12 protein-coding genes and 2 pseudogenes are annotated in these 20,882 nt (G+C 60.4%); 7 read left to right on the top strand and 7 right to left on the bottom strand.

Translation table 11 applies throughout. The features are described from left to right. The first annotated feature begins 75 nt into the window (after positions 1–75). Positions 76–1,122: a zinc-dependent alcohol dehydrogenase family protein gene (locus P3T43_RS28675; protein WP_429284365.1), complete on the top strand. Its 1,047-nt coding sequence runs from the start codon at positions 76–78 to the stop codon at positions 1,120–1,122. A 169-nt stretch (positions 1,123–1,291) separates the two neighbouring features. Here the strand turns inward: P3T43_RS28675 and P3T43_RS28670 are convergent, their stop codons facing one another. Further along, positions 1,292–1,672 carry a response regulator gene (locus tag P3T43_RS28670; protein ID WP_429284400.1) on the bottom strand — a complete coding sequence of 127 codons (381 nt, stop codon included), beginning with the start codon at positions 1,670–1,672 and terminating at the stop codon, positions 1,292–1,294. 128 nt (positions 1,673–1,800) lie between these two features. On the opposite strand from P3T43_RS28670, the gene P3T43_RS28665 reads away from it, so the two are divergent. From P3T43_RS28665 to P3T43_RS28655, 3 genes are all read left to right on the top strand, one after another. Further along, positions 1,801–2,922 carry an ATP-binding protein gene (locus P3T43_RS28665; protein ID WP_429284364.1) on the top strand — a complete coding sequence of 374 codons (1,122 nt, stop codon included), beginning with the start codon at positions 1,801–1,803 and terminating at the stop codon, positions 2,920–2,922. Between the two features lie 878 nt (positions 2,923–3,800). Then, a complete protein-coding gene (locus P3T43_RS28660) occupies positions 3,801–12,407 on the top strand; it encodes a GH36-type glycosyl hydrolase domain-containing protein (protein ID WP_429284363.1) in 8,607 nt (2,868 codons plus the stop codon). 331 nt (positions 12,408–12,738) lie between these two features. After that, positions 12,739–12,897 carry a hypothetical protein gene (locus P3T43_RS28655; protein ID WP_429284362.1) on the top strand — a complete coding sequence of 53 codons (159 nt, stop codon included), beginning with the start codon at positions 12,739–12,741 and terminating at the stop codon, positions 12,895–12,897. Positions 12,898–13,270: 373 nt separating this feature from the next. On the opposite strand, the gene P3T43_RS28650 is transcribed toward P3T43_RS28655, so the two are convergent. The 5 genes from P3T43_RS28650 to P3T43_RS28630 form a co-directional block, all read right to left on the bottom strand. Further along, complete coding sequence (locus P3T43_RS28650) at positions 13,271–13,522, bottom strand: DUF1488 domain-containing protein (RefSeq protein ID WP_429284361.1); 252 nt, start codon at positions 13,520–13,522, stop codon at positions 13,271–13,273. A gap of 325 nt (positions 13,523–13,847) precedes the next feature. Beyond that, a complete protein-coding gene (locus P3T43_RS28645) occupies positions 13,848–14,891 on the bottom strand; it encodes a rod shape-determining protein (protein WP_429284360.1) in 1,044 nt (347 codons plus the stop codon). Between the two features lie 195 nt (positions 14,892–15,086). Beyond that, entirely contained in the window at positions 15,087–15,416 is a 330-nt protein-coding gene (locus tag P3T43_RS28640) for an H-NS histone family protein (RefSeq protein WP_429284359.1), read from the bottom strand. 97 nt (positions 15,417–15,513) lie between these two features. Beyond that, entirely contained in the window at positions 15,514–15,750 is a 237-nt protein-coding gene (locus P3T43_RS28635) for a hypothetical protein (RefSeq protein ID WP_429284358.1), read from the bottom strand. Between the two features lie 34 nt (positions 15,751–15,784). Beyond that, the gene (locus P3T43_RS28630; RefSeq protein ID WP_429284357.1) at positions 15,785–15,979 is read right to left on the bottom strand and encodes a hypothetical protein; all 195 of its coding nucleotides are present in this window, start codon (positions 15,977–15,979) and stop codon (positions 15,785–15,787) included. Between the two features lie 50 nt (positions 15,980–16,029). On the opposite strand from P3T43_RS28630, the pseudogene P3T43_RS28625 reads away from it, so the two are divergent. The 3 genes and pseudogenes from P3T43_RS28625 to P3T43_RS28615 all read left to right on the top strand — a co-directional run. Continuing rightward, positions 16,030–16,359, top strand: a pseudogene (locus P3T43_RS28625) (transposase); the annotation flags it as partial. Between the two features lie 51 nt (positions 16,360–16,410). Next, positions 16,411–17,103: pseudogene (locus tag P3T43_RS28620) on the top strand (sensor histidine kinase); the annotation flags it as partial. Between the two features lie 415 nt (positions 17,104–17,518). After that, positions 17,519–18,391 (top strand): manganese catalase family protein, encoded by an 873-nt coding sequence (locus P3T43_RS28615; RefSeq protein WP_429284356.1) that lies wholly within the window; start codon positions 17,519–17,521, stop codon positions 18,389–18,391. A 607-nt stretch (positions 18,392–18,998) separates the two neighbouring features. Here P3T43_RS28615 and P3T43_RS28610 read toward each other — a convergent pair. Further along, positions 18,999–20,849, bottom strand: coding sequence for a tetratricopeptide repeat protein (locus P3T43_RS28610; protein WP_429284355.1), 1,851 nt, complete (start codon positions 20,847–20,849; stop codon positions 18,999–19,001). Positions 20,850–20,882 lie beyond the last annotated feature (33 nt).

The raw sequence follows: 20,882 nt of genomic DNA, 5'->3' as shown, positions 1-20,882 counted from the left end.
CGTAGCTGCGCTCACAGCAGGTGTGGCGGTTCGCGGTGAAACGTCAAACGTCCTAAGCTGGCAATGGAGGTGGTCATGAAAGCACTGGTATTCCATGGTCCGGACCAGAAGGCGCTCGAAGACAAGCCGGAACCGACAATCGCGAAGCCGACGGATGCGATTGTGCGAATCACGAAGACGACGATCTGTGGCACAGACCTGCACATCCTGAAAGGCGACGTCCCGAAAGTGCGACCCGGCACGACGCTGGGTCATGAGGGCGTCGGCGTCATCGAAGCCGTCGGCGACGCCGTGTCCAACTTCATGGTCGGCGACCTGGTGCTGATTTCATGCATCAGCTCTTGCGGAAAATGTGAATTCTGCCGACGGCAGATGTATTCCCATTGCACGACAGGTGGGTGGCTTCTCGGGCATCTCATTGACGGCACGCAGGCCGAGAAGGTCCTCATCCCCCATGCCGACTCGAGTCTTTATCACATGCCCGCCGGCGCCGATGAGGAGGCTCTCGTGATGCTCAGCGATATCCTGCCGACGGGTTTTGAATGCGGGATACTCAACGGCAAGCTCAAGCCGGGTCAGAGCGTTGCCATCGTGGGGGCGGGGCCAGTCGGTCTAGCCGCACTGATGACAGCTCAGTTCTACGCGCCCGCCCAGATTATCGTCATCGATCTCGACGACAACCGGCTGGAGGTCGCGAAGCAGTTCGGTGCGACAGCCCTCGTCAACAGCAGCGCAGGAGATTCCGTCGAACAGGTCATGGCGCTGACAGTCAACCGCGGTGTGGATGTGTCCATCGAGGCAGTCGGTCTTCCGGCGACATTTGCCATCTGCGAGTCCATTGTCGGCGCGGGCGGAACGATCGCGAACATAGGCGTTCATGGCACGAAGGTGGACCTGCACCTCGAGCGGCTCTGGTCACACAACATCACGTTGACAACCGGCCTTGTGAATACGTACACCACGCCCATGCTGCTTTCAACTGTGGAGTCGAAGCGCCTTGAACCGAAGAAGCTGGTCACGCACCGCTTCACGCTGGACCGGATTATGGATGCCTACGCCACGTTCTCCGATGCGGCGCATTCGCGGGCCTTGAAAGTTGTCATCTCGAACCAGGGCGGGTAGATGAAAAGCGGCCCGGACAAGCAGCTCCGGCTACGCCTGCTAGCGGGACTGGTGATCCTGGACGTGCCATCCAATCAGACGAGATGATCAGTTCAGCGGGACTGGGGCGTGCGCGAATAGCAACGCTGGAAAGCCGCTTCTAAGCGGCATAACAGGCCTTGCGGGCCGCTCAGATGATTGTGTGGGACACCATCGCAGCCAGAATCGCAGGAAGTTGAGCCGGCTTCACGAAATGCTCATCGAAGCCGGCCATGAGCGATTCGACCCGGTCGGCGGGCGCACACAGCGCGGTTACCGCCAGCAGCAAGGGTGAGGAGATGCCGTTTATCCGCCGGATTTCTCTCGCCACCGCGCGACCATCCATATGAGGCATCTGGATATCGAGCATCACGATGTCAGGACGCCCGGCGCAGTACGCAACGAAAGCGCCTTGGCCGTCCGTAGCTGTTTGAATGGTGTAACCGTAAGGCTCGAAGAACAGGACGTAGGCCGCGAGCAAGTTCGGGTCGTCGTCGGCTATGAGTAAGCGCCCAGCTTTCGCAGTGGACATTGGATTCCCGTAGGTTGCCCCCATGTCACGCAATTTTGGGACCCGATAGAATCAAAGCAGCTATTCTCAGGTAATGTAAGGTCACGGAAGACCCCATACTGACGTTTTACGCTTCTTTGAGGGCGAGCATGCGATTGGCTGACTTCATTCTGCGCGACATGGAGACGATTCTGGTCCAATGGGAGACGTTCGCCGCTACCCTGTTGCCGGCAGCCGTGGATATGAAATCTCTCGCTCTGCGCGACCACGCGCAACAGATCCTGCAGGCGGTAGCGAAGGACCTGTCGACCGCCCAGACCAGGGAAGCGCAAGCCGAAAAGTCGATGGGAAGAACCCCCGCACTGATCGGAGCACCGGAGACTGCTGCGCAGACGCACGCCCTACTACGGGCCCGAGGCGGGTTTGACATTAACCAGTTAGCTGCCGAGTACCGCGCTCTACGCGCCAGCATTCTGCGCCTTTGGATTGACGAATGTTGGCCCGAGGCCCCACACCCGGATGATGTTATCCGCTTCAACGAGGCCATCGACCAGGCGCTTGCGGAATCGGTCGGGCATTTCAGCTCACAGGTAGATCAGGCCCGCAATCTTTTTCTTGGCATGCTCGGGCACGATATGCGAAGCCCACTGCAGACCATCCTGATGACGGCCCAGTATCTGACGGCGCTGAACGCTGGAGACCAGGTATCGGTAGCAGCATCCCGCCTGATCCGAAGCGGCGGCCGCATGCAGGCCCTTCTGAACGACATGCTGGATTTCAATCGTACCAGGCTGGGTTTGGGGATCAGTATCTCGCCCACTGATGTCGACCTCGACAAACTGTTTGCCGACGAGCTTGATCAGTTGCGGGCAGCTCACCCGGACCGTCGTGTCGATCTGGACGCGAAAGGAGACTGTCGAGGTGTGTGGGACGGCCGCCGTCTGCAGCAGTTGCTCGGAAACCTGGTACTGAATGCGATCAAATACGGAGCGCCGGAAGCACCAGTGAGAGTGGTAATGACCGGCGACGAGCAGAACGTTCGTTTCGAGGTCAGGAACGAGGGACCGGCCATCGATCAAATGACTCTGCATCGGATCTTCGATCCGCTTCAGCGGGGCCTGAACCATGAAGACTCATATAACGCCGACGGCAACCTGGGGCTGGGACTCTACATCGCACGCGAGATTTCCAGGGCCCACGGGGGCGAGATCGACGCATGGTCCGACGAGGCAGAAACGGTGTTCGCAGTGCGCTTGCCCCGTACTCACTAAAGTTCGTGGTTGAAGTTGGCGACAGAAACGGGTCGTCTCGCAACGTTTCCAGAATGTCCGTGTCACTGGACGCTTGTGGCTGCTTCGGATCGGTGAACGAAACCGCACTCGACCGAGCCAGTAGCAGACATTTGCCGCTGTCGTAGACCGGACGACTTCGCCTGGAGCACCGGCTCTCGGCGCTCAAAAAATATAAATCGCGACAGAGTTGCCATATGCGCCCACACTGAGCCACATGGCTGTCGCCTTCGCGACCGGCAAATCGGGAGAAGCATGATGGCAAAAAGCACAACGCGCGGTAATCGCGAGGCTAAAAAGCCTAAACAACCCAAAAAGGTGGTCGCTCCCGCAGTTGGCGTGTCCTCGACGATCACACCAAAGGCCGCCTCGGTCAGCGCATCGGCAAAGAAGAAATAGCAGACGTCCCGGGGCACGGATCCGTGTCCTTCTTCACACTTTCCGGGTGTTCAGCCGGAAACAACGTCGACAGGACTCTGCAGGTACTCCTGTCACTTGTTCATACCGCACTGGCCTGGTCAACGCCCATCCGACGTTTTGGTGCGCCCCCAAACCGAAGCCACCGGTTTGCCCGTGAGCGCGTCATGGCAGATCACGCCCAGAGAAGCGGTACGCCTGCCTTTTCGTCCTGACGGTTCCTCGCGCGTGCCCCCGCACCCGTTAATCAAGCCACACCCCGGAGGCTTGCATGCACGCGACTCGCGCGGTGCGGTCTCTCCGAAGGAAGATCCGATCATGTCCCAACACGATGAACTGCCCAGCGCGACGGCGATGACAAACAATGCGCTCGCCGCTAACACGGCTCGCTACCGAGTCTGGCTCATTCCACGGAACTTATCCATTTCGCGGGAAGTGCGCCTATGAACGCGATCCTTCGCTATGTCGCCAGACATCGTTTACCGTCGCCACCGTGGACTGACCTCGCGCCGGTGCGCGAAGAGCTATTTGGTGTCGAACGGCTCGAGCAACACGCTGAGAGCCTTGCGGCCGCCCAGACGATAACGAACACACCGCCCGCCGTTTTATCGCTGCACACGCGACTGGACGACAATGCCGAGGTCCTGCTCGCGGCCTATCGTGCGAGCGCGGCGGAACTGGAGAGCGGCCGGGGCGTGGTACCCGCCGCGGAATGGCTGCTCGACAATTACCACCTCGTCGAGGAGCAAATCCGCGAGATCCGCGACGACCTGCCGCCCGGATACTATCGTCAGTTGCCCAAGCTTGCCGCTGGCCCGTTTGCTGGCTATCCGCGCGTATTCGGCCTCGCGTGGGCGTTCGTCGCGCATACCGACAGCCACTTCGATCCGCAGATCCTGCGGCGTTTCATCAGCGCGTATCAACGGGTTCAGCCGCTGACGATCGGTGAACTGTGGGCCGTGGCGATCACACTGCGGATCGTGCTGATCGAGAATCTGCGACGCCTGACTGACCAGATCACCGCAGGCCGAAGCGCCCGTGCTGACGCCGATGCACTCACCGAACGCCTGCTCGAAGCGGGCGGCGCCCGCTCGGCGCTTGAGGCGGACATCGCCACGCGCTCTGAAGGAGTGTTGTCGGAGCTGTTCGCGGCACAACTCGCTAAGCGCCTCCGCGAACAGGATCCGCGCACCATGCCGGCACTGGGTTGGCTGGAAGAGCGGCTCAAGCTTCAAGGCGCCTCCATCGAGGAGGTCGTGCAGCACGCACAGCAGCGACAGGGCGCATCGAACGTTACCGTGCGCAATGTGATCACCAGTATACGGCTGATTTCCGACATCGACTGGGCTGAACTGTTCGAGGGAGTGAGTCTCGTCGACGCGCGGTTGCGCGCGGGCAGCCGCTTTGCCATTATGGATTTTCCGACGCGCAATCTGTATCGCAGCGCGATCGAACAACTCGCCCGCGGTTCGTCGTACACCGAACTCGAAGTCGCCGGGCTCGCGCTCGAATCGGCGCAGGCGGCAGCCCTGGAAGTGGGCGATACCGCGCAGGGGGAACGCGCCGGCGACCCCGGCTATCACCTGATCGCCGAGGGGCGGCGCGCACTGGAGCAGACGATCGGATTCCATCCGCCGCCGCGTCTGCGAATCACGCGGTTCAATGCGCGCCTCGGCATCGGTGGCTACGTCGGCACGATCCTGACGGTCGCAGCGACGATACTGGCGCTTGTGTTATGGGCCATGTGGCGACTCGCGCCGAGCGGTCTCGAACCGCTGGTATTCGCGCTTTTCGCCGTATGCGGATTCCTGCCCGTCACGGAGATCGCAACGGCGCTCGTCAATCGCGCAGTGACCTGGAGCTTCGGCGCGATCACGTTGCCGGGTCTCGAACTGACTGCCGGTGTGCCGTCGTCGTTGCGCACGCTGGTTGCCGTGCCGACGCTTCTGACGAGTGAAGCCGATCTGCGCGAACAGATCGAACGTCTCGAGGTGCATCACCTCGCGGGAGCCGGCGGCGATCTGTCCTTCGCGTTGCTGGCGGACGGGCTCGATGCGGATCAGGAAGTACTGCCAGGCGATGCGCATCTGCTCGCCGTGGCCGCTGACGCCATCCAGGCACTGAACCGCCGTTATGAGCCGGGCCCAGGCGGCAACCGGTTCCTGTTGCTGCACCGCCGTCGCGTGTTCAACGCGAGCGAGAACAAATGGATGGGCTGGGAGCGCAAGCGCGGCAAACTGCACGAACTCAACCGCCTGCTGCGCGGTGCGACCGATACGACCTTCATGCCGGTCGCCGGCCGTGCGCCGCTGGTGCCGTCCGACGTGCGCTACGTCATCACGCTCGACGCCGATACGCGTCTGCCACGTGACGCCGCGCTGCGGCTGATCGGCAAGATGGCGCATCCGTTGAACCGGCCCACCTTCAGCGAGGCCGAACAACGCGTCGTCAATGGTTACGCGATTCTGCAGCCGCGTGTCACGCCGTCGCTGCCGGTGGGCCAGGAAGGGTCGCTGCATCAGCGCGTCTTCTCAGGCCCCGGCGGGATGGACCCGTATGCCGCAGCCGTGTCCGATGTCTATCAGGACCTGTTCGGCGAAGGGTCGTATACCGGCAAGGGCATCTATGACGTCGACGCGTTTGAAGCCGCTTTGCATCGACGCGTGCCGGAAAACACGCTGCTCAGTCATGACCTGTTCGAAGGGGTTTTCGCGCGCGCCGGACTGGCCTCGGATGTCGAGGTGGTCGAGGAAGTGCCGTCGCGTTACGACGTGATTGGCAAGCGGCAGCATCGCTGGACGCGCGGCGACTGGCAATTGCTGCCGTGGATCGTCGGCCATCGTGGCCCGGACCGGCACGCGATGCCATCGATCGGCCGCTTCAAGATGCTCGACAATTTGCGTCGTTCGGTGCTGAGCCCCTTTATAGTCGCCGCCTTCGGGCTCTGCTGGCTGATGCCGATCCGCGCCGGGATCGCTGGCGCGCTGCTGATGCTGGGCGCGCTCGCGATTCCCGCTTTCCTGCCCACGCTGTTCGCGGTTGTGCCGCGTCGCAGCGGCGTCCGGCTGCGCAATCATCTGGACGTGCTGGCCGCGGACGTGCGGTTCGCTGCCTTGCAAACATGTCTGTCGACTGCGTTCCTCGCTGACCAGGCATGGCGTATGGGAGATGCGATCGTACGGACGTTGCTGCGGCTGTTCGTGACGCATCGCCGGCTGCTCGAATGGACGACCGCGGCGCAGTCGAAGGGCAGCCCGCGTCTCGATCTGCGTGGCTTTTACCGGCAGATGACAGGCGGTGTCGCGCTCGGTCTCGTGCTGTCGGCTGTCGCGATCGCGTTCGCGCCGTCGCACTGGCCGCTCGTGCTGCCGTTTGCGCTGTTATGGTTCGCCGCGCCGGCGCTCGCGCTGTGGTCGAGCCGTTCGCCGACCGTCGCGCTGCGTTTCACGATGGCGGACGGGGACGCGCGCGGCCTTCGTCTCATCGCGCGACGCACGTGGCGTTTCTTCGAGACCTTCGTTACACCGGCAGAAAACATGCTGCCGCCGGACAACTTCCAGGAAGATCCGACACCGGTCGTCGCACACCGCACCTCGCCGACCAACCTTGGGCTCTATCTGCTGTCGGCGGTCGCCGCACGCGACTTCGGCTGGGCGGGGACGACGGAAACGGTCGAACGGCTCGAAGCGGCGTTCGATTCGATGCACAAGCTCGCGCGTTTCAAGGGGCACTTTTATAACTGGTACGGCACGCTCGATCTTCAGGTGCTGGCGCCGGCGTATGTTTCGTCGGTCGATAGCGGCAATCTGGCCGGCCATCTGATCGTCCTCGCCAACGCGTGCGAAGAGTGGCAGCATGGCCTGCTTGCGCCGGCCGCGCGGCCCGGCATGGTGGATAACCTGCTGCTCGCGCGCGAAGCCATCGATGCATTGCCCACCGCGGGCGGTGAACGTGGCAGGCAGCTGGTTGCGATCCTTGATGAGATCCGGACGCAGTTGCTCGGCCCGCAAACGCTGGAAGCCCTGTCGCCGTCGCTCACGCGGCTGACAGAGAAGGCCGGGAAGGCAATGCGCGAACTGGTGCCGGCCGGTGGAGACGACAGTTGTGCCGACCTGATGTTCTGGGTCGACGCTTTGGGCAAAAGCCTCGTCGAGCACGCCCGCGACCGGCACGAGGTTGCCGCGTCGCCGGGTCTTCTGCAGGCACGTTTGACCTCGCTCGCCGATACATCGCGAGCGCTGGCGCTCGACATGGACTTCGCGTTCCTGCTCGATCCGGAACGCAAGCTGCTCTCGATCGGTTATTCGCAAGCCGACAACAGCCTCGACCAGAACTGCTACGACCTGCTCGCGTCCGAAGCGCGTCTCGCGAGCCTCTTTGCCATCGCAAAGGGTGACGTGACGACGCGCCACTGGTTCCGCCTCGGTCGCGCCGCGACGCCGGTCGGCAACGGCTCGGCGCTGATCTCCTGGTCGGGATCGATGTTCGAATACCTGATGCCCTCGCTGGTGATGCGCGCGCCGGTCGGCAGTCTGCTCGAACAGACCAACCGTCTGGTGGTGGAACGGCAAGCTTCGTATGGGCGCTCGCTAGGTATTCCGTGGGGCATTTCGGAATCGGCTTACAACGCGCGCGATATGGAATTCACTTACCAGTATTCGAATTTCGGCGTCCCCGGACTGGGACTCAAGCGTGGGCTTTCAGAGAACCGTGTGATCGCGCCGTATGCAACGGGACTGGCCGCGATGGTCGACCCGCAAGCCGCGCGGGAGAACTATGCGCAACTCGCCGGGTTAGGAGCGCTGGGGCGCTATGGCTTCTACGATGCACTCGATTTCACCCGCTCGCGGTTGCCGGACAACGCGGACGTGGCAATCGTGCGCAACTTCATGGCACACCATCAGGGCATGACGATCGTGTCGATCGCAAACACGTTGCTCGAGGCGCAGATGCGTGCGCGTTTTCACCGCGAACCCATGATTCAGGCGAGCGAACTGCTGTTGCAGGAACGCATGCCGCGCAATGTCGCCGTGGGGCATCCGCGTGCCGAGGAAGTCAGCACATCGGCAGCCATCGCGGGCGCCGCCCCGTCGGCCGTACGGCGCCTCGCAGTGTCAGCGGTGGCCGGTGCTGCGCCGGTGACACACCTGCTGTCGAATGGACGCTACGCGGTCATGCTGACGGCGACCGGCGCCGGTTACAGCCATTGGCGCGACCTGGCCGTGACCCGTTGGCGCGAAGACGCGACTCGCGACGACTGTGGCTCCTTTATCTTCCTGCGCGATGCGCAGAGCGGCCAGGTGTGGTCGGCCGGTGCGCAGCCCGTGGGCAACGAGGCCGAGTACGAAGAGGTGGTGTTCGGCGAGGACCATGCGGAATTCATTCGCCGTGACGGCTCCTTGACCACGACGATGGACGTGCTGGTTTCCGGCGAAGCAGACGGCGAAGTGCGCCGCGTGTCGTTGGCGAACAGCGGACGCCGCGCGCGAGAGATTGAACTGACGTCCTATGCCGAAATCGTGCTGGCGACGCCTGCCTCCGACAACGCCCATCCAGCCTTCTCGCGGATGTTTGTCCAGACGGAGCACCTTGCAGAATTCGGCGCGCTGCTGGCTACCCGGCGTCCGCGGTCGCACGACGAACAACAGGTGTGGGCCGCGCATTTCGCGGTTGTCGACGGCGAGATCGTCGCCGATCCGCAATACGAATCGGATCGCGCCCGCTTCCTCGGGCGCGGGCGCAACGCCGGCACCGCGGCAGCGATCTTCGACGATCAGCCGCTGACCAACACCACCGGTACGGTACTCGATCCGATCTTTGCGCTCAGGTATCGCGTGCTGGTGCCGCCGGGAAAGGTCGCGCGGGTCACGTTCTGGACGGTGGTGGCCGAGTCGCGGGCGCTTTTGCTGGATCTGGTCGACAAGCACCATGACCGCAACGCGTTCGATCGCGCCAAAACGCTAGCCTGGACGCAGGCTCAGGTGCAGTTGCGCCATCTCGCTGTGGAAGCCGAAGAGGCGGCGAATTTTCAGCGGCTCGCCGCGCCGGTCATTTACGCCGATGCCCGCTTCAGGGCGCCGTCGGACACGATCATTCGCGGAGCCGACGTGCAGTCGGGACTCTGGCCGCACGCGATTTCCGGCGATCGGCCGATTGTGCTGCTGCGTATCGACGACGTTGAAGACATGGCGCAGGTCCGGCAGTTATTGAGGGCACACGAGTATTGGCGGATGAAGCGGTTGGCCGTCGATCTTGTCATCATCAACGAGAAAGCTTCATCGTATATCCAGGAGTTGCAGGGCGCGATCGAAGCCGCCGTGCGCAGCAACCAGTTGCGGCCGCGCTACGACGAAGAACTTGCACAAGGCGCGGTCTTCACGCTACGCGCTGACTTGTTGAGCGTGGAGGCGCGGGCGTTGCTGCAGGCGGTCGCGCGCGTGGCGTTGATCGCGCGTCGCGGTTCGATCGCCGATCAGCTGGCCCGCTTGCCGCCGTCACGTGGCCAGGCCTCGGCGTCGCGCCAGCAGAAGCCGTCGATGTCGTCGCCATGGCCTGCGGCGCCTCATCCGCCGCGCGCGATTTCTCCGGTTCCGTCGAGGCTCGAGTTCTTCAACGGCCTGGGCGGCTTCGATAAAGATGGACGGGAATACGTTACGGTCCTCGTGGCGGGTGCAACGACGCCCGCGCCGTGGATCAACGTGATCGCGAATCCTGGATTCGGTTTTCAGGTCGCGGCGGAAGGCAGCGGCTACACGTGGGCCGAAAACAGCCGCGAGAATCAACTCACGCCGTGGTCGAACGATCCGGTCGAAGACCCAGCCGGTGAAGCCATCTATGTGCGCGACGAAGTCACTGGCGATGTGTGGGGCGCAACCGCGCAGCCGATCCGCGATGGCGGCACCTATGTCGCGCGTCATGGACACGGCTACAGCCGCTTCGAACACGAGGCGAATGGCATCGCGCTCGACTTGCTGCAATACGTGCCGCTTGCTGACCCGCTGAAGGTTTCCCGCCTGACGTTGCGCAATCTGTCCGCGCGACCCCGCCGCCTCTCGGTAACGGCGTGGACAGAATGGGTGCTCGGTACATCGCGCGGCGCATCCGCACCCTTCATCGTGACGGAGATCGACTCGACGACCGGCGCGATGTTGGCGCGTAATCCGTGGAGCATGGGGTTCGCGGGGCGCGTCGCGTTTGCCGATCTCGGCGGCCGGCAGACTGCGTGGACAGCGGATCGCACCGAATTTCTCGGCCGTAACGGCCGCAGCTCGGCACCCGCCGCACTGAGCGGCAACGCACGGCTGTCAGGCGCCACTGGCGCTGGCCTCGATCCTTGCGCGGCGTTGCAGGACGTGATTGAGCTGGGCGTGGGCGAGATCGTCGAAGTGGTGTCGTTCGTCGGCCAGTGTCCGTCCGTCGAAGAAGCGCGCGCATTGATCGAACGCTATCGCAAGGCCGATCTCGACGCTGTCCTCGCCGAAGTGACGAGCCACTGGCAGAACGTGCTCGGTACCGTCCAGGTGAAGACGCCCGACCGCGCGATGGATCTTATGCTGAACGGCTGGCTGCTGTATCAGACGCTCGCGTGCCGTATCTGGGCGCGCTCGGCGTTCTATCAGGCGAGTGGTGCGTATGGGTTTCGTGACCAGTTGCAGGACGGCATGGCGTTGACGCATGCGCAGCCGGACGAGACACGGCGGCATTTGTTGCGTGCCGCGGCCCGGCAGTTTGTCGAAGGGGATTTCCAGCATTGGTGGTTGCCGCAAACGGGGCAGGGCGTGCGCACGAGGATTTCCGATGACCGTGTGTGGCTCGCGTACGCGACGGCGACGTATATTGGCTGCGCGGGCGACGTCGCGATTCTCGACGGGATCGTGCCGTTTCTCGATGGACCGACCCTGCAGCCCGGCGAACACGATGCATTCTTCCAGCCGATGGTCGCGGATGAATCGGCATCGTTGTTCGAACACTGTGCGCGCGGTCTGGATCAATGCATCGAACTGACCGGCGAACATGGCTTGCCTTTGATCGGCACGGGCGACTGGAACGACGGGATGAACCGCGTCGGCGCGCAGGGCAGGGGAGAAAGCGTCTGGCTCGGCTGGCTGCTATTGCGCACGATTGAACTGTTCGCACCGCTGGCCGAATTGCGCGGCCCGGCTTCGGTTGCCCGCGCTGCACGCTGGCACATCCATGCGGCTTCAGTGCGCGACGCGCTGGAAAACCAGGCGTGGGACGGAGAATGGTATCGTCGCGCGACCTTTGACGACGGCACGTGGCTTGGTTCGAAAGACAGCGGCGAGTGCCGCATCGATTCGATCGCGCAATCGTGGGCTGTGCTGTCAGGCGCGGCAGATCCAGCGCGCGCGGCGCTGGCAATGGCCTCGCTGGAGGAGCACCTGATCCGTCGCGACGATGGGCTTGCTTTGCTGTTCACGCCTGCGTTCGATAAAACCTTGCACGATCCAGGCTACATCAAGGGCTATCCACCCGGGCTGCGTGAAAACGGTGGCCAGTATAGCCACGCAGCGATGTGGGCGATCCTCGCGTTGACGAAGATGGGCGATGGCAACAACGCCGCCGCGCTGTTTTCGCTGCTCAACCCGGTCAATCATGCACGCACGCCGGAGGAAGTGCACCGCTACAAGGTCGAGCCCTATGTCGTTGCCGCCGATGTCTATTCCGTGGCGCCGCATGCCGGACGCGGTGGCTGGACGTGGTACACGGGATCCGCTGGATGGATGTACCGGGCGGGTGTCGAGGGCATTCTTGGGGTTTGTCGCGAGGGGGACTTTCTGGTGGTCAATCCTTGTATTCCGGATACGTGGCCGGAGTTCGAAGCAACGGTGACGATGCAATCAACGCGCTATGAGATCCGCGTTGAATCCGCTGAAAAGCCCGGTGGGACATGTGCGGTGCTTGACGGCGCGAGTGTCGAATGTCGTGATGGACGGGTGCGCGTGCCGCTTGATTCGGGGTCGCATAAGCTCGTGATTTCGCTCTGCTTTGGCGTTAGCGAAGAGGTGAAGTCGGCCGCTCAGGTCGCGTGACGATTCACACATCGAACAATTATCTTGCATAGGACCGAAACAAATGATGCTGGCATGGCACTACACCACGGGACGAAAATTTCAGCACATTACCGCAAGCGGAATGCTTATCCCAGGTGGAGTCGGGGCCGAGCCCACGGGGACGCCTGTGCTGTGGTTCTCACGACATCAGCATTGGGAGCAAACCGCTGGAGACGAGTGCCATGAGGCTGGGCAACCGCTCCGCCGCCTGACGATGCGTGAAACGTACATGGCGAGTGGTGGCCTCGTGCGATATGGTTGCGAGCATGGACGTCTGGACGCTGGCGAAGCACTTCGCCGAAAGGCTGGCATGACTCACGAGCTTTGGGCGGCATTGCACGCCGCCGGGAAACTGCAGCATGCCTATCCCGCTGCGTGGTGCGGCTCGGTCGAGGCAATTCCGGTTGATGGCCTGGTCGTGCAAGTCATGAGTGAATCCTTCAAATGGCGGCGCTTTGCGGCACGTTAGAGGATTGTCGATCGTTCAATGACGGGAGTTTCCGGGTGAAGACATAGGCGCAGCGAAAAGCCGGTACGGGTGGAACCGACGTTCGACGGTTATTCAAGGCGTGTGAGCGAATGGCCTTAGACGGTCGCGTGCCGCGTGCTGCGACAGGCATCGGCCGGAATGAGGCGTTCGTTCTTCCCGCGGGACTGGCTGGTAGTCTGTCAATCTGAGACGTTGATTGAACCAGGCAACATCCAGCGCATCGATATCGGGGGTCCGGAAAAGGGTCCAAGACTCGACCGCGGAATCAGATACCTGTTTCGTCGATCGCCGGAGCCCCGATCGCGGAAATTTGCCGCCTATATCGTGATAGTTCTCTGGAAAGCGCTGCCACTCACGAAATCGTATAGCGATTCTGAGGACCGTGGACATACTGCTTCCTGGCGATTTCGAGGAGTTTCTCGCGAAACTTGTCGAAGGCGCCGAGGATCGACCGCTCGTCGGAACCAGCGTCAGGTTGCAGATTTCTTAGCATCGCGTCGTCAACCTGGAAGGTGATTTCGCGCGAATTGTCGTATCCCCAGAAACATACGCAATGCCTCGTGGCATCGTAGCTACGGCTGGGATTGGGGAATTGAAGTGCCACGGTCACCCTTTCACGTCTGTAACCGTGTAACGCCATTTGCTGGCATTCGAATCGATCAAGGCAAAGCTCGCGTGTCTCTGTTCTGCGCGCAAAACATCCGCCGTTTCGAGGATAAGGGCGTGCGTCCTGCGCTCAACGGCGTATGCACTCGAACCGCCTGTATTGGTCGAAGCTGGTTTGGTCTGTACGGACATGTCGATCCCATAGCATGTGGTCGCGAGGCGCGACCAGTCTTGCCCCACTGTATACCCTTCGGCTGGTACCAGTCTGTTTTGTTGATGACATGGTTGCCGAAGACCGTCGCTTCGCAACTGCGACGCCGTCGTCAATCGTAGGAAAAGAAACTGTTGAATTTGTCCATGTGTTCGAGGGCGATGCCCGAGCCGCGCACGACGCACGTCAGCGGGGCTTCCGCAATGAACACCGGGAGAGCGGTTTCTTCGGCGAGCAGACGGTCCAGGTCGCGCAGCAGCGCGCCACCGCCGGCGAGCATGATGCCACGCCCGGCGATATCGGCGCCGAGTTCCGGCGGTGTCTGTTCGAGGGCGATCTTGACCGCGGATACGATCTGGTTCAGCGGGTCGGTGAGCGCCTCGAGGATCTCGTTGCTGGAGACTGTGAAGCTGCGCGGTATGCCCTCCGACATGTTGCGACCCTTCACTTCCATTTCCCTGACTTCCGAGCCCGGAAAAGCAGAGCCGATTTCCTTCTTGATGGCTTCAGCGGTTTGCTCGCCAATCAGCATGCCGTAGTTGCGGCGGATGTAGTTGACGATCGCCTCGTCGAACTTGTCGCCGCCGACGCGCACCGAACCTTTGTACACAATGCCGCCGAGCGAGATTACGCCGACTTCGGTCGTGCCGCCGCCGATATCGACCACCATCGAGCCAGTCGCCTCAGATACGGGCAAGCCAGCACCGGTCGCGGCAGCCATCGGTTCTTCAATCAGGTAGACCTGCGACGCACCCGCACTGTGCGCAGCCTCTTTGATTGCCCGTCGTTCGACCTGGGTTGACCCGCATGGGACGCAGATAATGATGCGTGGCGATGGCGCAAACATGCGCGGTGCGTGCACCATCCGGATAAACTGCTTGATCATCTGCTGGGTGATGTTGAAGTCGGCGATTACACCGTCCTTCATCGGGCGGATAGCTTCAATGTTGCCCGGCACCTTGCCAAGCATCTGTTTGGCTTCCTTGCCGACCGCCAGAATGGTTTTTTTGCCATTTGGGCCGCCTTCCTGACGGATCGACACGACCGAAGGCTCGTCGAGGACAATGCCCTTGCCGCGCATGTAGATCAGTGTGTTTGAGGTGCCGAGATCAATCGCCAGATCGTTGGAGAAGTACCTGCCAAGAAAACCGAACATTCAAAATCCTGTCTCGCAAGACGCCAGACGGTTGGTCCACCACTTGCGACCAAGCTACGGTCGGGAAAGGGCAGAATAACAGTTTTGGGAGCCTTGGGACGCCCCGTCGCATACACAAGGCTCTGTGGAGCAGGGGCTGACGCCGCGAGCGTCCTGGGCGGCGCCTTTTGCTGCCCTGTGCACGTTCACGGAAATCTAACGGGAACTCGGTCGCGCGAGCGGACTGCCCGCGAACGGATCGTCTGTCCAGTCTGCACCTGTAACCGCGCGTGCCTGCAGGGACGATCCGGAAACCGCACCTGATGACAGCTCGAAGTGGACAATGGACTGGCCCGCACTGATCGCCTGCTTCAGCCATTGCGGCATCACTCCTTCACCACTCCAGCTCTCGCCATGCGCGCTGCGGTAGCGGCCCGAAGCCGGCTCAGCGGCAAGGGTTGCGGCCAGCGCATCCGGGGTGATTCCGAAGTCCTCCATGCGGTGGCGGAGGTAGGCAATCATACTGTCGCGCTTGCGTTCATCCATGAAACGGTTTCCCTGTCAGGTAGGTCCAGTACTTTTTTCGATCGCGGGCGGCAACGCGGAAAATGCAGATCCACTCGTCACGGGTGACGGCGTCAAACTATTCGCCGGGACCGAGAATGATATCGATTGAGGGCTGGCCAGCGATCTGCGCAACGAAGTAAGCCCAACGCTCGGAAAACGGGCCCCCGCGGACCTTGATACGCTGGCCTTGCGTGGCTACTGCAAGGACTTGAGGCGGCCCTTCAATCCGGAGCCACGCGTCAAACATGTCTTCAGAAGTGGGCACGAGATCAACACAGATCTCAAACCCGCGATACTTCAGCGTTCTCTGCATAAGGTTGCTCCACACTCGGGTTCCGGCCGCTGCTTCACAGGCGCTGAACCGCACCCACGTAGCTTTTCGTCGCATCCTTGAGTTCCTGCGCCGCAACCTGCACGTGGGTGGGCAACGCGCTCATGGCAAGTTGGGTGACGACACCGTCCAGCCGCCTGCGCAGTTCGATCGCCCGTTCCATGACACTGGCTTCACCGACACGCCGGCGATTGCTCTGCCTGGAACTCACCGGCGAGCAATCCACAAGACGGTCGATTTGGCGGATCAAAGAACTACACGAAGGCGTTCCGGGAAACGGTAGTGGCAGAAGCGAACGATCCTGTTCGCTCGATCGCCGAGGTAGCGCACGCGCATGGCTTGAATGCCAATATGGTCGCGCAATGGCGGCGAAGCTTGCCAAACCTGAGTAGTTTGCGGAGCTCAAAGCTCGTTGAGGCAATTAGGCGCAAGTCAGCGGATTTCATCGGGGCCTGCAGCAGAAAACTGGCTGCAACAAGGCCGGATATACAGCTGCAACCCATCCTGTCCGTCTACGCACAAGAGAGCTTGCTCAAACGGGAGACGTTCATATACAAACTACTATCGGCAACTCGAAACAGCTGCCGCTGAACCCGTATTAACTTAAACCAACCAGCCTCCACGATTTACGGGGCGGTTCATTTCAGCAAGCAAGTGGACCAGGCTCGCAACCTGTTTCTCGGAATGCTCGGGCACGATATGCGCAGTCCGCTCCAGACCATTCAGATGACCACATCGTCTCTCGTCGGGTTGAATGCCGGAGAGAGAGTGACGGGTGCTGCGAGTCGCCTGATCCGAAGCGGCGCCCGCATGCAGTCCCTTCTCGACGATCTCAGCGATTTCAACCGGACGAAGCTCGGTCTTGGCATCAATATAGCTCCCACCCATGTGGACCTGGCTGCCGTATTTCGCGACGAACTGGACCAGCTTCGCGCGATACATCCTGATCGCCAGCTGGATCTGACGGTACAGGGGAAATGTGATGGTGTCTGGGACGGCCCACGTTTGCAGCAATTGGTCGGAAATCTCGTTCTGAACGCCGTCAAGTACAGGGCATCGAATACACCGGTGCGGGTCATTGTGACCGGTAAGGAGACCGATATTCATATTGCGGTCTTGAATAGCGGCGCTGCGATTGGGGCGGCAGCTATGGAGCAGCTTTTTGAGCCTTTGCGGCGCGGTATGGATCAAAGTGAAGGATACGACGATGACAGTCACCCCGGCCTCGGACTGTACATCGTGCGCGAAATCGCGAAGGCTCATGGAGGCGAGATCGAAGTTCGCTCCGAAAATGACGAAACCGTGCTTGCCGTACGACTGCCACGCGGCGAATAGCGTCTCCTCGTGCCGCTACACAAGGGCAGAAGGTAGTCCACGTAAATAGCGGCTTTCCACCGACGTACGGATCGGTTAATCGAATTCGCCTGGCGTTCCGCGCCACCCGCTAGTTTGCCGTGGAGCCATGGTGCAAGCCGACATGGCAGGTCAGACAGCGGAATTTTCTCGCTGGGCACAGTGCATGCTGCATCAGAATCGGCAACGCGTTGCCATGCGCGGCATTCTCGCAGCGCATCCGCCAGAGCGCTCGCTCTGAGACCCGGGCGCCCACCGTTGGGTGCGGACGACCATTTGGTTGGCCCGCTGTCCGGATTGATCGATGGTCATGTGCGACTCTGCACGGGTACAGGGACACTAAAGCTCAGCGTCTGCACCGTGCGGGATTGCTTCGGCCAATCACCGGAGAAAGATCGTGTTCATTCATAACAAACGCCTTCAGTACACTGTGCGCGTCGCGGCGCCGAATCCAGGCCTTGCGAATCTGCTCCTTGAGCAATTCGGTGGTCCCCAGGGAGAACTCGGCGCTGCTTGCCGATACTTTACCCAGGCCGTCGGCGAGGATGATCCTGGCCGCAAGGATCTGTTGTTTGATATCGCGACCGAAGAATTGAGTCATCTGGAAATTGTGGGCTCGATCGTCGCGATGCTGAACAAAAGTGCCAAGGGTCAACTGGCCGAAGCCGTTGAGGCCGAGGCAGAGTTGTACCGCGCGATGACTGGGGGGGGCAACGACTCGCATACCACGGCACTGCTTTACGGCGGTGGGCCAGCCTTGACGAATTCGGCCGGTGTGCCGTGGTGCGCCGCGTATGTCGACACGATTGGCGATCCGACGGCCGACCTGCGTTCGAATATCGCCGCCGAGGCTCGCGCGAAGATTGTCTATGAACGGCTCATCAACGTCACAGATGACCCGGGTATCAAGGAAACGCTCGGGTTTCTGATGACGCGAGAAATCGCTCATCAGAAATCGTTCGAGAAAGCGTTACATTCGATTCAGCCAAACTTTCCGCAGGGCAAGCTTCCCGGCGTGCCGGAATACACCAGCGTGTACTACAAAATGTCGCAAGGTGATGATGTGACGCGCGGGCCATGGAACGAAGGTCCGGGCTGGCAGTTCGTTGACTCTCCGGAGCCGGCGGTGGATGGCGGAGACGGGAGCGCCACGGTCAATGTGTCGAAAGGGGATGTGAAGGTGCTTCAGGCAATGGCATCGAGAACGGCGTCGGATACAAGTTCCGATCCGACGACAGGTGCTGACCTTGGCGCGGGTCAGGCCGCCTGACCGTGTTGGCCGATGCGCGGCTGTCAGAATGGCCGCGCATCGGGCGCGTAGCGTAGAACATGTTAAAGATGGCAACGTTGCGACTATAAAGTCGTCAACTGGGGACTTCGTGCGCCCCGATAGCGTGGTGAGCCATACTCAGTATGGGTTTGCCGGACGCGAAATAAAGTCGTCACTTCGCTCTTGATATGAGGCCTTCGACGCACGCCCACCGACGGTGGCCAAGGAATATTGCGGCCGACGTATGCCGACCGCATCGGGCAGCACGCGGCCATCTACGGACGTTGGCTCACGGTTTCACTTGGACATTCGAACCGTCGGCTTGAGTCAGGGTAACGGACCGTCTGGCCGTCGATCGCGCCCGTCGCATTGCCGCCCAATTGAAGTTGTTGAGCTACGAGAGGAACTCGTCCAGAACATGGCCGTGTACAATGAATCCGAATGCTGTTGTTGTTCTCGTCGCTGCATTTTCGTTGAACATGTAGGAGTCGAAACGACTGCGTTTTGCCTGCCTTGTTCATCAATGATAAGGCGTGTCATAGTTCCAAACGAGTGCCCTTGAATTGGGAGTTTATACTCGGCCGCGTCTTTTCTAGCCACGCTTCCTTCAACCAATCGTTTCGACATCATCGCCAAAAAAGTCCGACTGAGCCGTGGCGAGTCGATGGAGGATTCTAAGCTCGGCGTAGACCTGTGAAAGCACACCAGCCCAATCTCCTGCGGTGGACTGTCGAAATAGGCGCATGGAAGGATACCAAGGGCTATCGTGGCGTTCGAGAAACCAGCGCCAACAAGTGTCAAAGCGATTGAGCAGCCAGACGGGCTTCCCTAAGGAACCCGCAAGATGGGCCACGCCAGTGTCGACACTGATCACCAGGTCAAGCTGCATGATCAGGGCCGCCGTATCTGCGAAGTCGGAAATAGCATCGGCGAAATTGATCAACCTTGGACCTTGCCAACCCTGAGACTCCAGGAGCCGGATCTCGTCCTCGGCGTCGCCCTTTTGTAGACTAACAAACTCGCAAGCCAGTGCGCCGAAGGGCTCAAAACACGACAGACTTATCGATTTGCCGTCGCCAGAAAAGCCGGATGCAGCGGGTGGGGGGCTGCCTGCCCACACCAAACCCACACGCAGCTTCGCCTTGCTCCCGATTCGAGATGCCCATTCCAACTGATCCCGGTAGTTCGCATGCAGGTAAGGAGTTTGCGACGGTATATTCTCCAGAACTGTCCCGAACGCTTCGGGCAAGCTCATCGTCGAGATTTGCCAATCAAAGTGCGGAACATCGTTCCCAGCAGTCAAAATCGTTGGTGCGCCGTCCAGACTTTCCATCAAACGCACAAGCGACTTTCGAACTTGGAAAATCACACGTGCACCGCGATCGAGGAGTAGGGGAACATATCGACAAAACTGGATAGTGTCACCAAAGCCTTGCTCTTCATAAACCAAAATCGTTTTACGGTGCAACGATTCTTTCCCTGTCCATTTTCGTCCGACGCCAAACTTTCGCGCCCCGGAAAATCTGGGTAAGCTCCATCGCGCCTCGTACCCTCGCCATCCTTCTTCCAGTTTGCCAAGCAGAAGATGGCAGAGCGCTCGATTGAAATTGCCTTCTGTATGGGCTGGATCGATTTCCTTGACCCGATCATACGCAGTGAGCGCCTCTTGGTAACGGCCTAGCGCCCCTAAAATCACACCCTTGTTGCACCATGCATCTGCATATAGAGGCCGAATTTCGATAGCCTTATCGAACGATTTGATGGCGGCGTCATGCTCCTTCAAATTATTCAATGCAATACCGCGGTTGCAGTAGGCTTCCGCATAATTTGGCCACAGCGCAATGGCCGTATCATAACTGTCGAGAGCGAATTCATACATTTTCATAGCAGAAAAAGCGTCGGCTTGTCCTCTATGGGCTTCCGGATAATCAGCCTTGAGTTTAATGGCACGGTCATACCATGCGTTCGCTAACAGGGGGTCGTCACAGTTCAGCAGAATATTGGCGATGTTACAGCAAGCTAGTGCAGATTCACTGTGCAGGATGAAAGCGCGCCTGTAACTGTCCAGCGCGAGATCGATTTTTCCGATATTTTCAAGTACGACCCCACAATTATTGAAGGCATCTGAAAAATCGGGCTTTATAAATATGGCTCGTTTATAGCTCAAGATGGCCCGTTTATGCTGTCCAAGTGCATGCTGGGCGCAACCAAGCAAGTAAAAAATAGTTGCACTGCGGCGGTCTATTGACGATGCCCTTGCTAGAATCTCTAACGCCAAATTATAGTTCTCCGTTTCAATGGAGAAAATAGCGAATTGCCGAAGCACGTCAATATTCCTTGGCTGTATATCTAAGATTTTTTCATAAATTTTTATCCCCAAGCTGATCATCCCAGTCTTCTTGAAATCGGAGGCCCTCGGCATTAAATTAGTGCCCTTCAAAATGCTATTTTGAATCATGAGTACGTTTGCGCAAGAGAGCGTGTGTCGGCG

Source organism: Paraburkholderia sp. GAS41, from assembly GCF_050436545.1.
GTDB lineage: Bacteria > Pseudomonadota > Gammaproteobacteria > Burkholderiales > Burkholderiaceae > Paraburkholderia.
The sequence above is the reverse complement of the archived record's forward strand: the minus strand, read 5'-3'. Positions and strand labels throughout refer to the sequence as shown.

What these genes read in the sequence shown, in the direction of transcription:
- P3T43_RS28675 (WP_429284365.1), top strand. Translation starts at nt 76, where the DNA reads ATGAAAGCACTGGTATTCCATGGTCCGGACCAGAAGGCGCTCGAAGAC.
- P3T43_RS28645 (WP_429284360.1), bottom strand. Translation starts at nt 14,891, where the DNA reads ATGTTCGGTTTTCTTGGCAGGTACTTCTCCAACGATCTGGCGATTGAT.
- P3T43_RS28640 (WP_429284359.1), bottom strand. Translation starts at nt 15,416, where the DNA reads ATGGATGAACGCAAGCGCGACAGTATGATTGCCTACCTCCGCCACCGC.
- P3T43_RS28655 (WP_429284362.1), top strand. Translation starts at nt 12,739, where the DNA reads ATGACTCACGAGCTTTGGGCGGCATTGCACGCCGCCGGGAAACTGCAG.
- P3T43_RS28670 (WP_429284400.1), bottom strand. Translation starts at nt 1,672, where the DNA reads ATGTCCACTGCGAAAGCTGGGCGCTTACTCATAGCCGACGACGACCCG.
- P3T43_RS28610 (WP_429284355.1), bottom strand. Translation starts at nt 20,849, where the DNA reads ATGATTCAAAATAGCATTTTGAAGGGCACTAATTTAATGCCGAGGGCC.
- P3T43_RS28635 (WP_429284358.1), bottom strand. Translation starts at nt 15,750, where the DNA reads ATGCAGAGAACGCTGAAGTATCGCGGGTTTGAGATCTGTGTTGATCTC.
- P3T43_RS28665 (WP_429284364.1), top strand. Translation starts at nt 1,801, where the DNA reads ATGCGATTGGCTGACTTCATTCTGCGCGACATGGAGACGATTCTGGTC.
- P3T43_RS28660 (WP_429284363.1), top strand. Translation starts at nt 3,801, where the DNA reads ATGAACGCGATCCTTCGCTATGTCGCCAGACATCGTTTACCGTCGCCA.